Raw genomic sequence first — 14,830 nt, forward strand, 5'->3', positions numbered from 1 at the left:
TTTAACCTTCAACTCAAGATCGAAATCACAATCGCTATACTGATCACTACCGTTCAAAAAATGCTAGTTTCTCTGATCTGGGCAATCGCTTTAGTTGCGCTTCAGCAATCGACGCCTCAGAGCGATTGGCATATTGCTTTGAGACCAGTACTTTAAGGGGCGGGTTCGCTCGCGTAAACTTCGCCCCTTTACCATCTAGATGTGCTTTAAATCTAGCATCCAGATTATTGGTAATGCCTGCGTAATAAGCGCCGCCTTTACATTCGAGCAGATAGAGATGCCACATCATAAAGAAACTACCGATTAAGAAGCCCGCTTTAGCGCGCTTTGCTTAATTAATTAATCAACCTCATCAGATAATGAGTAGTTATGTGCATTAGAGTTTTTCTCTTTTTCAAATCCATCACGCTCTAATTTCAATCGATACTCACACGATGGCAGATGACCTTCAATGCTGCCATTGATTTTTGTGGTGACTACTTTGCAATAGACGCATTGGTAAGTATGCGCCTGACCTTCAACATGCTCTTGCGGGTAGTCAATGTAATAAGCTTTTTTCATAATAGTTTTTCCTCTTGACTGCATTAGCTCGCACAACTGTAATTAAGTAAGAATATGTTATGGCCGCTATCGCTGCTGGCTTGGACTCACACTCGGCCATCTAGCACCACTGCAACAGTAACTATTTATACTATTTCTTTATCATAGCGATATAGCTACCAATAAGCGCACCAAGAATGCCTACAAAGATTACTAAGCCAAACCTACCTATATGCATCTCCAAAGCCTGCAAGGAAAAAATAGATGATCGTTAGTAGAATTATAAGCACCATAGTGATGCCGATAATGTCTATTATTCGACTGCTAGAGTCTCTAGCTTCATTTTCTTCAGGATTAGTCATAATGAAAGTTATGCATTAGCATGAGTAATCGCATCAAAACCCTCTGACCTTTCATTGGACTATATAGAAAGGTAATTGTTGCCCCCGACACGAATCAAAACATGTGACCCTCTTATAAACTGTTCACTTTTTTCTTTAATTTTTCATTTTGTTTTGCACTGTCTTCAGCAAGTTTTGTTCTGATTGCTGTTTCTTCCTCAGCTAATGTAATGATATTTTGCAAATGAAAGTTATAACTACCTAGGCTTTCTTTATTTGGGAAAATAAGCTGTCCATTGTTAATGGAAATTTTGCCCAAATTGTTTTCCGCTAAGTTAATTATGTCATTTGCATCCTGAAGGTATGCATTACCGACTCTATCCATTTCATAATAAGCCTTTAATGTTTGAGGCTTAAAATCTTCTACTCCCACTAAATATGAGTCCTTATTTGCTTGCAAAACATCAGCCGAATCAATAAAAGATTTAATCTCTTTATAGTAATTCAGCACCATTGCTAACCTTTCGGCATTTAATTCTAAAACATTTTCAACAATGGCTCTTGATTCTGAAATGCCAGATTGTGAAGTTAAATTGGCTGGAGATAATGCTTTATCGATTCTTGAACTCAAATATCTTTTGTTCAAATCTAACATTCTTCGCCCAAATTCTTCTGCGAGTCTTGCTGTTCCCTTAGCCAATATCTGAATATCAGTTTGATTGCCAGTAGATTCATCTTTAATGGCGGCAGAAGCTTGGGAGCGAGCAGATTGTCCAGAGTTGCTCAATTCCATTTGCTGTTTAGCATTATCTACAACAGTAATGATTTCATTAAGGGCATGCTTTACAGATTGAATTTCTTGCCATTTTTGGTAATTCAAATAAACCGACAAGGCTAGAAAAAGCAGGCTAAATGTCAGATATAACCTCGCCCGTTCTAGTTTCGTATTTCCCTTAGTCCAAGCATATGCAAACCCACCGGCAAGTAGGAAATAGAAAAGCATTTCCCCAACCATTTCCGCTGGCTGAAAGCTCTTAGACTTAGTGATAGATGACAAGATGAAAGGAAGAGAGAAAGATAATACCAATAAGGCTCTAGACCCCCATTTCTCATAAGCTCCATTCTCTGCAGTTGGATCGCTCATATTTTCCCCAATTATGATGAATATTTATTATTGAGCCATATTAATGTATTTCTTAGTTTTTTCCAGTTTTCACTATGAACCTTGGTGATTCTAAAGAATTTTAGTCTAAAAATTAGGGCTATTTAGGCGGGTCTTAATTGAGGAGGAAAATATAAATTTATTTATAACTATTGATATATATAATAAATTTGGTGCCCCCGACACGAATCGAACGTGTGACCCTCCCCTTAGGAGGGGGATGCTCTATCCACTGAGCTACGAGGGCATTGTGCTATTTTCTCATAAATCAGGTGTTAATTAAGGCTTTGCATACAAAAACATTGATATGATAGTGCCATTCTTTCACTCATTCCTAAGGCATCAAGTGATCAAACTGATTGCATTGGTAATACTCATTAGCCTGACGTTTTTGGGTTATCAAGCTTTTAGTGTTGCCGCCAATTTACCCAAAGCAGGTGAACCTGCACCAAATTTTAGCCTGCCAGATACAAAGTCGCAGCAACATCAGCTTTCAGATTATGTGGGGAAATGGCTAGTGCTTTATTTCTACCCAAAGAACGATACACCGGGTTGCACGAAAGAAGCTTGTAGCTTCAGGGATGATTTATTCACAATAGAGAAACTGGATGCCAAAGTTGTTGGCGTCAGCGTAGACAATACAGACTCACATGCAAAATTCGCTGAAAAGTATCATTTACCCTTCCCTTTGCTTGCAGATAAAGATGGTAAAGTCGCTGACGAATATGGTGCGCTCATGAATTTTGGCATCATCAAGATAGCCAAACGTTATACTTTTTTAATTGACCCTAAAGGTAATATCGCAAAGGTTTACCAGAGTGTCGATACATCAAAACACTCACAAGAAATTATCGCCGATTTAACAAAATTAACAGCCAAGCCTTAAAATAGGTAATGCTTAAATCAACCAATATGGAACTATCATGAAGAAAATTGCATTCATGCTGATCGCACTAGCACTTGCTGCTTGTAGCACGACAAAACCTAAATCTGATGGGCGGGAATGGATAGAAGTAAGCTGTAGTGGGTTTGCAGACTGGTCAGCTTGTAATGATAAAGCAGCGAGACTCTGCCCGGATGGCTATAACGTAGCCAAAAGAGATGAAAACTGGGTCACACAAGGCCGCGTGATGACATTCGCTTGCAAGAAATAGAAGCGCATTTAAGTATCAATAATGATGTCGAATATTTGTAAATAAAAATGGCGTACTGTCACTTCGATTGTATGTGATTTCTTGCGTCAATAATCCTAGTTAGATTACTTTCGATCCAATCAGCCAGTGTGCTGACATGTGTAGCAACCTCCATCCCTAATGGTGTCAGGCTATATTCAACATGAGGAGGCACAACAGGGAACGACTTGCGAATCAAGAATCCATCAGACTCAAGGCTTTGCAAAGTCTGAGCTAACATTTTCTCACTTACCCCATTTACCTTTTTACGAATCTCGCTAAAACGCTTCGTACCTTCAAGTAAGACTAGTAGCACAAGCACTCCCCACTGACTTGTCACATGTTTTAATACACTTCTAGAAGGACAATCTGCCGCTAATAACTCGCCTCGCTGCAATCGCAGACTCAGCGGTATTGGCTCACCGGCAATTTCAATATTTTCAGGCGCTTTCATACTTACCTTTTTGTGCGTACTTACTTTTAGTAAGTTTATCAGATATCTTATGCTTTCTAATAAATTAAGGAGATAAATATGATCGTCATTACCGGAGCCACAGGTCAATTAGGTAGGCTTGTTATTAAGTTTCTATTGGAACGGATACCCGCATCTGAAATCATCGCAGCAGTACGTGATCCAGAAAAGGCTAAGGATCTAGCCGGGCTAGGCGTAGAAGTTAGGCAAGCTGACTATAATGTTCCTTCAACATTAACAGCCGCATTCAAAGGGGCTGAAAAGCTATTGCTGATATCTTCTAGCGAGATTGGTAGCCGCGTTAGCCAACACCTTGCGGTTATTGAAGCAGCAAAACAGGCTGATGTTAAGTTGATTGCTTACACAAGCATTTTGAAAGCAGATACCTCCCCACTTGCACTTGCAAGTGAGCACCTTGAAACCGAGCAAGCGCTCAAAAGATCTGGTGTTCCATTTGTAGTGCTAAGGAATGGTTGGTACACAGAAAACTATGCGGCTAGTATTCAGCCAGCGATAGCGCATAGTGCCTTTATTGGTAGTGCCTCTGATGGAAAGATTGCCTCAGCAGCGCGCGAGGATTACGCACTAGCCGCAGCAACCGTATTATTAAGTCCAGTTGTTGAATCCGGTACGATTTATGAGCTTGCAGGGGATGATGTGTATACATTAACAGAATTTGCTAACGAAATTGCAAGGCAGTCTGGCAAGGCGGTAAGCTATGTGAATCTTCCGCAAGCTGATTTTGCAGCCGCTTTGGAGGGGGCAGGCTTACCTAAACCTTTTGCAGCGCTGCTAGCTGACTCAGATATCGGCGCATCGAAAGATGGATTATTTGATGATAGCCATCAATTAAGAAGCTTGATCGGTCGGCCGACTCAACCATACAGCTCGGTAATAGCAGCAGCTTTAAATACTTAACCAACTTGTATAGCTGTTAGTAGCGCAACAGCTATACAACGATGGCCTACCTTTCAATTCCATTTGCCTAAACAGCCTTACTTAACACGCATACCGGGCTGTGCTCCGGCATCCGGTGTCAAAATAAACGGGCCGCCAGTTTCATCGCTTGCAGCCAGCACCATGCCTTCAGATAAGCCAAACTTCATTTTGCGCGGTGCAAGATTAGCCACCATGACAGTCAAACGCCCTTTCAAAGTTTCAGGATCATAAGCTGACTTGATACCAGCAAATACCTGACGCGGTTTTTCTTCACCGATATCTAGCGTTAACTTGAGCAACTTCTCTGCCCCTTCAACATGCTCGGCATTCACTATCTTGGCGATGCGTAGATCCACTTTGGCAAAGTCATCGATAGAAATATAGTTGGTTTCTTCAACCACCTCCACAGCAGGTGCAGTATTTGTAGATTGCAGGTTTTCTTTATTCGCTTCAGTCATGGCTTCAATATGTTTCGGGTCTATACGTGTAATAAGATGTTGATATAGCTGGATACTATGCCCTGCTGGCAATGATGTTTTTACATCTATCCAAGTCAGTGGCTTAACATTCAGAAATGTCTCAATGGCTTCAGCTAGTTTAGGTAAAACTGGCTTGAGATAGATTGTCAGCAATCTGAACATCTCCAACGCTGCTGTACATACCTGATGGAGTGCTTCGCTTTGGCTTTCTTGTTTTGACATATCCCAAGGCGCATTTTCAGCGACATAGCCGTTTGCCTTATCAGCGAGCGCCATTATTTCCCGCAGTGCGCGACCATAATCGCGACTCACATAAGAATCAGCAATACTATCTGCAGCGTTACGCAAGTCATCAATGACAGGGTTAGCTTTAAGTAAAGCGAGCTTGCCATCAAATCGTTTACTGATGAAACCTGCCGTGCGACTGGCGATATTGATGTATTTACCGACCAGATCGCTATTTACGCGTGCAACGAAATCATCAAGATTCAGATCGATATCTTCCATGCTGCCATTGAGCTTGGCAGCATAGTAATAACGCAGATATTCAGGGTTCTTGATATGGTCTAGATAGCTACGCGCCGTGATGAATGTACCGCGTGACTTGGACATCTTCTCGCCATTGACTGTTAGAAAGCCATGCGCAAAGACTTGTGTAGGTTTACGGTGGCCCGAGTATTCAAGCGTTGCAGGCCAGAAAAGTGCGTGAAAATAGAGAATATCTTTACCGATGAAGTGATAAAGCTCTGTAGTGCTGTCTTTTTTCCAGTATTCGTCAAAATCCAGGCCGATCTTGCTACACAAGCTCTCAAAACTTGCCATATAGCCGATTGGTGCATCCAGCCAGACATAGAAATACTTGCCCGGTGCATCTGGTATCTCAAAACCAAAATACGGAGCATCGCGGGAGATATCCCAGTCAGAAAGACCTGACTCGAACCACTCGCCCATCTTGTTGGCTGCCTCAGCTTGTAGAGTACCTGAACGTGTCCAGTCTTTAAGGAAATCCTCACACTCACTCAGTTTGAAAAAGTAATGCTCGGTTTCTTTTCGGATTGGGGCTGCGCCGGAGACTGCTGAATATGGATTAATCAACTCTGTCGGACTATAGGTAGTGCCACACACCTCACAGGAATCACCATATTGGTCTTTTGCGTGGCACTTAGGACACTCGCCTTTGATAAAACGATCCGGCAAAAACATATTCTTGACCGGATCATAGTATTGCTCGATGGTGCGGGTCGCTATCTTATCGTTTGCCTTTAGCGCACGATAAATATTGCTGGAAAGCACACGATTCTCTTCAGAGTTCGTTGAATAGTAATTATCGAACTCGACCAGAAATTCTGAAAAATCTGCGTAATGCTCTTTATGCACTTTGTCGATCAACTGCTCAGGCGTAATCCCTTCTTTCTCAGCGCGCAGCATGATAGGCGTGCCATGTGTATCATCCGCACATACGTAATGCACTGTATTGCCCTGCATCTTCTGAAAACGCACCCAAATATCGGTCTGGATATACTCCACCAGATGCCCAAGGTGAATGCTGCCATTGGCATAAGGTAGCGCTGAGGTAACGAGGATTTTTCGGGTCATAAGTTTAGTATTGTTCAACCATGCGTACAGACTGAATGCTTCTGTTATTTTAAGTAAGCTGCCATTTTAGCAAATGCCAGCGGCTTTCACATGCGTTAACACCAGACATGCGTTAAAATTTGCTTCTTTGCTATTTGCAGGAGTCGCTTTTCATGTCACTTACGGAATCACAAGTTCAAGCTGCGCTCTCTGAAATCAGCGACCCCAATACGGGGATCGATTTTATTTCTGGCAAATCGGCCAAGAACATCAAAGTAAGTGGCAATGACATCTCTCTGGATATCGTATTAGGCTACCCCGCCAATAGCGTATTGAGTGAGATTAAGTCACTCGTAGAAGAAAAACTGCGTGCATTGCCAGATGTTGGCAAAGTAAGCATCAATATCGGTAGCCGCGTGGTTCCACATAGCGTTCAGCGCGGTGTGCCGTTGATACCCAACGTTAAGAACATCATCGCTGTTGCTTCTGGCAAGGGCGGCGTTGGAAAATCCACCACTGCGGTCAATCTTGCATTGGCACTTGCTGCTGAAGGCGCACAAGTTGGCATATTGGATGCTGACATATACGGCCCTTCTCAACCGCAGATGCTTGGCATTAGCGGCAGGCCAGACAGTACTGATGGAAAAAGCATCGAGCCTATGTTGAGCCATGGCATACAAGCCATGTCAATCGGGTTCTTAGTCGATACAGATACGCCAATGGTATGGCGCGGCCCGATGGTCGTGGGTGCGCTGGAGCAACTATTGCGCGATACTCGGTGGAAAGACTTGGATTACCTAGTAGTCGACCTACCACCCGGCACTGGCGATATACAACTGACCTTGTCGCAAAAAGTACCCGTCACGGGAGCAGTGATCGTTACAACGCCTCAGGACATCGCTCTATTGGATGCGCGCAAAGGGCTGAAGATGTTCGAGAAGGTCGGCATCCCGATATTGGGCATTGTAGAGAACATGAGCACACACATATGTAGCAATTGCGGCCATGAAGAGCATATATTTGGCGCAGGTGGTGCTGAGGTCATGAGTAAAGATTACAACGTCGACCTGCTTGGCTCATTACCTTTAGACATTCGCATTCGTGAACAGACAGATAACGGCAAACCTACCGTGATTGCAGAACCTGACAGCCAGATTGCCCATACTTATAAAAAAATCGCCCGCACCATCGCAATCAAGCTATCACAACAGGCGCTTGATCACAGCAGCAAGTTCCCGAATATCGTGATTCAAAATACTTAAGAATAGTTAGGGCACCCCGCCCTAACTCGCCATCACTAGATCGTCACACCAAAGTAATAGACATCCACACCTGCCGCTGGTTTGATCAATGTTGCCGGGATAGCAACCCCATTGCGCCAGTTATTAACGGCATCTTGTTTGCCAGCGCCTGTGACCAAAAAGATCACTCCGTAAGTATCACTTAAACGATTCTGGCTAATGGTGATACGCTCAGGCGGAGGCTTGGGCGCGTCGAACACAGGCACCGCATCCGCACTATTATCAACAGCTTGGTCAGGGAATAAACTTGCGGTATGCCCATCTTCCCCAAGCCCTAACAAGACCAGATCGAACGTACGCACCCCTTTTAATGTCTCAGCATAAGCTTTAGCGCCAGCGAGATTACCGAGCTCAGCAGGAATATCGTGTATTTGGCTAGCAGGGATTGCTACATGATTTAGCCATGCCTGACGCGCCATTAAACTATTTCGTTCCTTGTGGTCTACAGGGAGACAGCGATCATCATTGTGGTAGATATGCCAATTTGCCCAGTCTGCTTGCTGTTTGCTTAATAGCTCATACACATTCTTAGGCGTGCTGCCGCCAGCAAGCACGATGAGAAAACTACCATGTTTCGCGATAGCTTCTTTGGCCGCAGCTAAAATACGCGCTACCGCAGCCTCATTGATCGCCGTTTGTGATTCAAAAGCATGCCAGCGACTTTGTTGACCATTTACCACTAAAGTTTCGTTGAAGTTTTGCGTCATGTTTCTACCTTTGTTATACAATCTTGAATGCATCTGCTGCTGAGCAGTTAAATATTAATTCATCTTAACAAGAGATGATGACACATCATCCCCATCAAGGAAAATCAAATGAAACTTGCTATGCTAGGTTTAGGCAAAATGGGCGGCAACATGACACGCCGTTTACTCAAAGGTGGTATCGAGGTTGTAGGCTATGACCGCAGCGAAAATACTGTCAATCAATTAGCCATCGAAAATGGCATGATTCCGGCAAAATCAGTAGAAGATGCAATCGGGAAACTTTCCGGCCAAAAGATCGTTTGGCTGATGTTGCCAAGTGGCGACCCGACAGAAGAACAAATCAAAGCGTTGATCCCTTTGCTAAACAAAGGCGACATCATCATCGATGGTGGTAATTCAAACTATAAACACAGCCAACGCCGTGGCGTATGGTTGGCAGAACATGGCATCGGCTTTATGGACTGTGGCACTTCAGGTGGTATCTGGGGTCTTGAGAATGGCTACTGCCTGATGGTGGGCGCTACTCAAGAAGTCGCCTCTGTCATTATCCCTATCCTTAAAGTACTGGCTCCGGCAGAAGATCGCGGTTGGGCACACGTTGGCCCAGTGGGTTCAGGCCACTTCACCAAGATGATCCATAACGGTATTGAATACGGCATGATGCAAGCCTTCGCTGAAGGTCTGGACCTGCTCAAAGGTAAAGAAGACTTCCATCTAGACTTGGCACAAATCACAGAACTATGGCGTCATAGCTCAGTGGTACGTAGCTGGTTGTTAGACCTCACCGCTGAAGCACTCAAGCACGACCAAGAGCTAAAAGATGTGGCTCCATATGTAGCTGACTCTGGTGAAGGCCGTTGGACAGTGGTCGAAGCCGTTGAGCAAGGTGTTGCTGCGCCAGTATTGACTGTTGCATTGCAGATGCGTTTTGCCAGCCAGGATGATGATGGCTATTCATACAAACTGCTTTCCATGATGCGTAATGCTTTCGGTGGACACACAGTTAAAACGAAATAAGTCACAGGCAATAATATTTACATCTAAGAGATAAATCATGAAAGTCATAGACCCTTGTACTCTGGTGCTTTTCGGTGCCAGCGGAAACTTGTCCCGCATCAAACTCATGCCGGGCCTTTTCAGACTAGACCAGGCTGGAAGACTGCCGGAAAAGATGGCGATTCTGTCAGTCGGTCGTGGACAAGTCTCACGCGAAGACTGGCTAAAAGACATCAAAGGCATGCTGGATGCCAAGTTTCCCAAGGGATATGACCAGAATGTATTCAACCGTTTTATAGAGCGTAATCATTACCATGCAAACCCGCCAGAAGATGCAAATGCTTTTCAGCGATTAAAAGAGACATTGGCTGATGAAAAGGTATTTCCGCAGAATCTGGCCTACTTCTTATCTGTACGCCCTTCAGACTTTGCAGATGTAGTCGATAAGCTTGCTGCCGTTGGTTTAACTAAAGAAGACAAATACTGGCGCCGCGTGGTGATCGAGAAACCATTTGGTACAGACTTGGCTTCTGCAAAAGAACTACAAGCATCGATCAGCAAGCACCTGAAAGAAAGTCAGATCTACCGTATTGACCATTACCTTGGTAAATCTGCACTGATGAATATCATGCTGCAACGCTTTACCAATGCCGTGCTTGACCCGATCTGGAACAATCAATACATCGACCATGTACAGATCACTAACACTGAGATGCTAGGTGTTGGCGAACGTACCCAGTTCTATGATGCTACTGGCGCGCTACGCGATATGATACAAAGCCATATCCTACAAACAATGGCGCTGACTGCGATGGAAATGCCAAAGGAACTGACACCGGATGCAATCCGTGCAGAAAAGATCAAAGTACTGGAAGCCATCCGCCCTATTCCTGTGAATGAGATCGATCAGTATGCTTTCCGTGCACAATACGCTGCCGGCGAGATCAAAGGCGAAAAAGTACCGGGTTACCTTGAAGAGCTGGGCGATAATTCAAGCGTTGTTGAGACTTACGCTGCATTAAAACTGTTTATCGACAACCCTCGTTGGAAGGGCGTGCCGTTCTATATACGCACTGCCAAACGTTTACATGAGGCCGATACAAGAATCTCGATCCGCTTTAAAAAAGCACCATTGCAGATTGGCGACGGACAAGATCAGAACTGGCTAATGCTAGGCATTCAGCCACGTGAATGTATCAAGTTGGAAATCCAATCCAAGATTCCGGGATTAGATATCAAGACTCGTACGATTCAGTTAGATGCAGCTAATCGTCAAGATGGCGATGAAAGTATCGATGCATACGAAGCGTTATTGCTGAACTTGATGGAAGGTGACAATTCACTTTACCTCCACATCAATGAAGTTGAAGCGCAATGGCGCCTAGTTGACCCTGTGATCGAGACTTGGGCTAAAAATCGCAAGCCGGTGCACCAATACCCTGCTGGTAGCACCGATCCTGAAGCGTCAAAAGTCATCTTTGAACACGAAGACCAGTTCTGGCGCTATTCAATCGAGCTTGGCGGCGACGAAAAATAATCATCAACTTGTACTGATTGGAGCGGGGTGAAAACTCCGCTTTTGTCTTAGAAAAAAGAGAAGAATATGAGCATTAAATCCGATAAGTGGATACGCCGCATGGCTGAGCAAACAGGCATGATCGAACCATTTGAACCGACATTGATCCGTGAAGCAAATGGTGAAAAGATCGTATCCTATGGTACATCAAGCTACGGTTACGATATTCGCTGCGCGAATGAATTCAAGGTATTTACCAACATCAATAGCACGATTGTTGACCCTAAGAATTTCGACCCCAACTCTTTTGTTGAATTCAATGGCGATTCCTGCATCATTCCCCCAAACTCTTTTGCTTTGGCTCGCACGGTGGAATATTTCCGCATTCCGCGTAGTGTATTGACCGTGTGTTTAGGTAAATCAACGTATGCACGCTGTGGCATCATCGTGAACGTCACCCCATTTGAACCAGAATGGGAAGGCTACGTCACACTTGAATTTAGCAACACCACTCCCCTGCCAGCCAAGATATATGCCGGTGAAGGCTGCGCGCAGGTACTATTCTTTGAGTCAGACGAAATATGTGAAACCTCATACAAAGATCGCGGTGGTAAATACCAAGGTCAAGTCGGCGTCACGCTACCAAAGATCTAAGCGATTATCTAAATGACGGGATGATGTTGCGCATCAAAATCCAGTGTTCTGGCATGCCGATTTTCAACATCACCTTGCGGCTTTTTATCGCTGATAAACCGTCTTCATGAAATTTACATTAAGTTGTTGTAGCACAAACAAATTGTGCTATATTTCGCCCCTTTTATAATTTTAGGCAGCCTGTAGGAGGCCTCTATGAAATTCAGATTTCCCGTTGTCATCATTGATGAAGATTTCCGTTCCGAGAACTCCTCTGGTCTAGGCATTCGTGTATTAGCCAAAGCGATCGAAGATGAAGGAGTTGAAGTGCTAGGTGTCACCAGTTATGGTGATCTCACTTCGTTCGCGCAGCAGCAAAGCCGTGCATCGGCATTCATCCTATCGATTGACGATGAAGAGTTCATCGAGGAAAAACCTGAAGCCCTGTTAAACCTGCGTAAATTCGTGGACGAGATTCGCTATCGCAATGAGGAGATCCCGATTTTCCTGCATGGTGAAACACGCACTTCTCGCCATATCCCGAATGAGATTCTGCGCGAGCTGAATGGTTTTATCCATATGTATGAGGATACGCCAGAATTCGTCGCCCGTTATATTTTGCGCGAAGCCCGTACCTATCTGGATAGTCTGCCACCTCCGTTCTTCCGTGCGCTGGTACATTATGCCGAAGAAGGCTCTTATTCATGGCACTGTCCTGGTCACTCAGGTGGCGTGGCATTTCTTAAATCACCGGTCGGTCAGATGTTCCATCAGTTCTTTGGTGAGAATATGCTGCGTGCCGATGTCTGTAATGCCGTAGATGAACTTGGGCAACTACTGGACCATACAGGCCCTGTCGCCGCATCAGAGCGCAATGCCGCCCGTATTTACAATTGCGACCATTTGTATTTCGTGACCAATGGCACATCCACATCCAACAAGATCGTCTGGAACTCTACCGTAGCACCAGGCGATATCGTCGTGGTTGATCGTAATTGCCACAAATCTGTGCTGCACTCGATCATCATGACGGGAGCAATCCCTGTTTTTCTGATGCCAACGCGTAATCACTTTGGCATCATCGGGCCTATTCCTAAAGAAGAATTCGCTTGGGAGAACATCCAGAAAAAGATCGCACGCAACCCGTTTGCCTCAGACAAGAATGCAAAGCCACGCGTATTGACGATCACGCAATCAACCTACGATGGCGTGCTATACAACGTGGAAGAAATCAAAGAGATGCTGGATGGCAAGATCGATACCTTGCATTTCGATGAAGCCTGGCTGCCACATGCGACCTTCCATGATTTCTATGGCGACTACCATGCCATCGGCGCAGATCGCCCGCGCTGCAAAGAATCCATGGTGTTCTCGACACAATCCACACATAAATTGCTTGCTGGCTTGAGCCAAGCTTCGCAGATTCTCGTGCAGGATGCCGAAAATAATAATCTCGACCGTGATGTATTCAATGAAGCCTATTTGATGCATACATCAACCAGCCCGCAATACTCCATCATCGCCAGTTGCGATGTAGCAGCCGCTATGATGGAAGCGCCAGGTGGTACCGCACTGGTGGAAGAATCCATTATGGAAGCACTCGATTTCCGCCGTGCCATGCGCAAGGTAGACGAAGAATGGGGCGCCGATTGGTGGTTCAAAGTCTGGGGGCCAGATGACCTGACAGAAGAAGGCATAGAAGAACGCTCATCGTGGATGCTGAAGGCTGGTGAAGATTGGCACGGCTTCGGTAATCTGGCTGAAGGCTTCAATATGCTAGACCCGATCAAGGCCACCATTATTACCCCAGGGCTTGATATTCATGGCGAGTTCTCTGATGAGTTCGGCATACCCGCCGCCATTGTGACCAAATATCTGGCTGAGCATGGTGTTATCGTCGAAAAGACCGGGCTTTATTCGTTCTTCATCATGTTCACCATCGGCATCACTAAAGGCCGTTGGAACACGATGGTCGCCGCCTTGCAGCAGTTCAAGGACGATTACGACAAGAACCAGCCTTTATGGAAAGTTTTGCCAGAATTTGTCGTCAAACATCCACGCTATGAGCGCATGGGTCTGCAAGAACTTTGCAAGCAAATCCACAGCATTTACAAAGCCAATGATGTCGCACGCCTGACGACTGAGATGTATCTTTCCGACATGATCCCTGCGATGAAGCCTACAGATGCGTTTGCGCGCATGGCGCATCGCAAGATCGACCGCGTACTGATCGATGAGCTTGAAGGTCGTGTAACCGCTGTATTGCTTACCCCTTACCCGCCCGGCATTCCCTTATTGATTCCAGGCGAGCAATTCAACTCGATCATCGTGACTTATCTTAAATTCGCACGCGAGTTCAATGAGAAATTCCCGGGATTTGAAACAGATATCCACGGCTTGGTTAAACAGGTTGTCGATGGAAAATCACATTATTACGTCGATTGTGTAGCGGAATAATTTGTCTGACTGTACGGTTAATTAGTTGTAATTCTTTGGTAATTCACATACGAGAACTTTAAACCGTTCTCGCTTGTATGCGATTCACGAGATACTTCCTGCCAGTCAGCTAAATCAAAGGCTGGTAGGAAGACATCACCATCGAACGTTGCATCGATCTCTGTAAGATATAGCTTATCGGCTAAACCCAAGCCGTCCTTGAAGAGCTCTGCCCCACCGATCAGAAATACCTCATCGTCGTTTATCGACTGATCAATGGCACTTTGCAGGGAATCTGCAATCAAAGCACCAGCGACCTTATATTCAGGATTTCGTGTAACGATGACGGTGGTGCGGCCAGGCAAGAGGCGATTCAGCGAATCATAGGTTTTTCTACCCATGATAATATGGTGTCCCATGGTTAATGCGCGAAAGCGTTTTAAGTCTTCCGGCAAATGCCATGGCAACGTATTATTTGCACCGATGACCCGATTGTGGGCGATAGCAACGATTAATGAAAGTGAAGACATAGCCATTATTATACTTGGCTAAAATCATTAT

General features: G+C 44.9%; 15 protein-coding genes and 1 tRNA gene. 8 read left to right on the top strand and 8 right to left on the bottom strand.

Features of this window, described 5'->3' with window-relative positions:
• Positions 1–46: 46 nt before the first annotated feature.
• The 4 genes from A7981_RS07365 to A7981_RS07380 all read right to left on the bottom strand — a co-directional run bounded on the left by A7981_RS07365 (position 47) and on the right by A7981_RS07380 (position 2,290).
• Positions 47–289, bottom strand: a complete 243-nt coding sequence (locus A7981_RS07365; RefSeq protein WP_088178032.1) for a GIY-YIG nuclease family protein — start codon at positions 287–289, stop codon at positions 47–49.
• Between the two features lie 50 nt (positions 290–339).
• A complete protein-coding gene (locus A7981_RS07370) occupies positions 340–561 on the bottom strand; it encodes a hypothetical protein (protein WP_067266161.1) in 222 nt (73 codons plus the stop codon).
• Positions 562–1,014: 453 nt separating this feature from the next.
• The gene (locus A7981_RS07375; RefSeq protein ID WP_067266164.1) at positions 1,015–2,025 is read right to left on the bottom strand and encodes a hypothetical protein; all 1,011 of its coding nucleotides are present in this window, start codon (positions 2,023–2,025) and stop codon (positions 1,015–1,017) included.
• 189 nt (positions 2,026–2,214) lie between these two features.
• Positions 2,215–2,290: transfer RNA gene (locus A7981_RS07380), tRNA-Arg, on the bottom strand.
• Between the two features lie 60 nt (positions 2,291–2,350).
• Between A7981_RS07380 and A7981_RS07385 the strand changes: the two genes are divergently transcribed.
• Complete coding sequence (locus A7981_RS07385; RefSeq protein ID WP_067266167.1) at positions 2,351–2,929, top strand: peroxiredoxin; 579 nt, start codon at positions 2,351–2,353, stop codon at positions 2,927–2,929.
• Between the two features lie 37 nt (positions 2,930–2,966).
• A complete protein-coding gene (locus tag A7981_RS07390; protein WP_067266170.1) occupies positions 2,967–3,197 on the top strand; it encodes a hypothetical protein in 231 nt (76 codons plus the stop codon).
• A gap of 58 nt (positions 3,198–3,255) precedes the next feature.
• Here A7981_RS07390 and A7981_RS07395 read toward each other — a convergent pair whose 3' ends face one another.
• Positions 3,256–3,669 carry a helix-turn-helix domain-containing protein gene (locus A7981_RS07395; RefSeq protein WP_067266173.1) on the bottom strand — a complete coding sequence of 138 codons (414 nt, stop codon included), beginning with the start codon at positions 3,667–3,669 and terminating at the stop codon, positions 3,256–3,258.
• Positions 3,670–3,747: 78 nt separating this feature from the next.
• Between A7981_RS07395 and A7981_RS07400 the strand changes: the two genes are divergently transcribed.
• On the top strand, positions 3,748–4,605 hold the full coding sequence (locus A7981_RS07400; RefSeq protein WP_067266176.1) for an SDR family oxidoreductase: 858 nt from the start codon (positions 3,748–3,750) through the stop codon (positions 4,603–4,605).
• 77 nt (positions 4,606–4,682) lie between these two features.
• On the opposite strand, the gene metG is transcribed toward A7981_RS07400, so the two are convergent.
• Complete coding sequence (gene metG, locus A7981_RS07405) at positions 4,683–6,701, bottom strand: methionine--tRNA ligase (protein WP_067266179.1); 2,019 nt, start codon at positions 6,699–6,701, stop codon at positions 4,683–4,685.
• 152 nt (positions 6,702–6,853) lie between these two features.
• Between metG and apbC the strand changes: the two genes are divergently transcribed.
• Positions 6,854–7,942, top strand: a complete 1,089-nt coding sequence (apbC, locus tag A7981_RS07410; protein ID WP_067266182.1) for an iron-sulfur cluster carrier protein ApbC — start codon at positions 6,854–6,856, stop codon at positions 7,940–7,942.
• A 35-nt stretch (positions 7,943–7,977) separates the two neighbouring features.
• Here the strand turns inward: apbC and pgl are convergent, their stop codons facing one another.
• Positions 7,978–8,688 (bottom strand): 6-phosphogluconolactonase, encoded by a 711-nt coding sequence (pgl, locus tag A7981_RS07415; RefSeq protein WP_067266185.1) that lies wholly within the window; start codon positions 8,686–8,688, stop codon positions 7,978–7,980.
• 108 nt (positions 8,689–8,796) lie between these two features.
• Here pgl and gnd point away from each other — a divergent pair, with 108 nt between their 5' ends.
• The 4 genes from gnd (at position 8,797) to A7981_RS07435 (ending at position 14,290) form a co-directional block, all read left to right on the top strand.
• On the top strand, positions 8,797–9,705 hold the full coding sequence (gnd, locus tag A7981_RS07420; protein ID WP_067266198.1) for a phosphogluconate dehydrogenase (NAD(+)-dependent, decarboxylating): 909 nt from the start codon (positions 8,797–8,799) through the stop codon (positions 9,703–9,705).
• A gap of 37 nt (positions 9,706–9,742) precedes the next feature.
• Positions 9,743–11,221 carry a glucose-6-phosphate dehydrogenase gene (zwf, locus tag A7981_RS07425; RefSeq protein WP_067266200.1) on the top strand — a complete coding sequence of 493 codons (1,479 nt, stop codon included), beginning with the start codon at positions 9,743–9,745 and terminating at the stop codon, positions 11,219–11,221.
• Between the two features lie 66 nt (positions 11,222–11,287).
• Positions 11,288–11,854 (top strand): dCTP deaminase, encoded by a 567-nt coding sequence (gene dcd, locus A7981_RS07430; protein ID WP_067266203.1) that lies wholly within the window; start codon positions 11,288–11,290, stop codon positions 11,852–11,854.
• 195 nt (positions 11,855–12,049) lie between these two features.
• On the top strand, positions 12,050–14,290 hold the full coding sequence (locus A7981_RS07435; RefSeq protein ID WP_067266206.1) for an arginine/lysine/ornithine decarboxylase: 2,241 nt from the start codon (positions 12,050–12,052) through the stop codon (positions 14,288–14,290).
• A gap of 17 nt (positions 14,291–14,307) precedes the next feature.
• Here the strand turns inward: A7981_RS07435 and A7981_RS07440 are convergent, their stop codons facing one another.
• The gene (locus tag A7981_RS07440; protein ID WP_067266702.1) at positions 14,308–14,799 is read right to left on the bottom strand and encodes a dihydrofolate reductase; all 492 of its coding nucleotides are present in this window, start codon (positions 14,797–14,799) and stop codon (positions 14,308–14,310) included.
• Positions 14,800–14,830: the final 31 nt, after the last annotated feature.

It is taken from the genome of Methylovorus sp. MM2 (genome assembly GCF_001648895.1).
GTDB lineage: Bacteria > Pseudomonadota > Gammaproteobacteria > Burkholderiales > Methylophilaceae > MM1.

Excerpts from the sequence above, each read along its gene's own strand:
- A7981_RS07365 (WP_088178032.1), bottom strand. The coding sequence starts at position 289 with ATGATGTGGCATCTCTATCTGCTCGAATGTAAAGGCGGCGCTTATTAC.
- A7981_RS07370 (WP_067266161.1), bottom strand. The coding sequence starts at position 561 with ATGAAAAAAGCTTATTACATTGACTACCCGCAAGAGCATGTTGAAGGT.
- A7981_RS07375 (WP_067266164.1), bottom strand. The coding sequence starts at position 2,025 with ATGAGCGATCCAACTGCAGAGAATGGAGCTTATGAGAAATGGGGGTCT.
- A7981_RS07385 (WP_067266167.1), top strand. The coding sequence starts at position 2,351 with ATGATAGTGCCATTCTTTCACTCATTCCTAAGGCATCAAGTGATCAAA.
- A7981_RS07390 (WP_067266170.1), top strand. The coding sequence starts at position 2,967 with ATGAAGAAAATTGCATTCATGCTGATCGCACTAGCACTTGCTGCTTGT.
- A7981_RS07395 (WP_067266173.1), bottom strand. The coding sequence starts at position 3,669 with ATGAAAGCGCCTGAAAATATTGAAATTGCCGGTGAGCCAATACCGCTG.
- A7981_RS07400 (WP_067266176.1), top strand. The coding sequence starts at position 3,748 with ATGATCGTCATTACCGGAGCCACAGGTCAATTAGGTAGGCTTGTTATT.
- metG (WP_067266179.1), bottom strand. The coding sequence starts at position 6,701 with ATGACCCGAAAAATCCTCGTTACCTCAGCGCTACCTTATGCCAATGGC.
- apbC (WP_067266182.1), top strand. The coding sequence starts at position 6,854 with ATGTCACTTACGGAATCACAAGTTCAAGCTGCGCTCTCTGAAATCAGC.
- pgl (WP_067266185.1), bottom strand. The coding sequence starts at position 8,688 with ATGACGCAAAACTTCAACGAAACTTTAGTGGTAAATGGTCAACAAAGT.
- gnd (WP_067266198.1), top strand. The coding sequence starts at position 8,797 with ATGAAACTTGCTATGCTAGGTTTAGGCAAAATGGGCGGCAACATGACA.
- zwf (WP_067266200.1), top strand. The coding sequence starts at position 9,743 with ATGAAAGTCATAGACCCTTGTACTCTGGTGCTTTTCGGTGCCAGCGGA.
- dcd (WP_067266203.1), top strand. The coding sequence starts at position 11,288 with ATGAGCATTAAATCCGATAAGTGGATACGCCGCATGGCTGAGCAAACA.
- A7981_RS07435 (WP_067266206.1), top strand. The coding sequence starts at position 12,050 with ATGAAATTCAGATTTCCCGTTGTCATCATTGATGAAGATTTCCGTTCC.
- A7981_RS07440 (WP_067266702.1), bottom strand. The coding sequence starts at position 14,799 with ATGTCTTCACTTTCATTAATCGTTGCTATCGCCCACAATCGGGTCATC.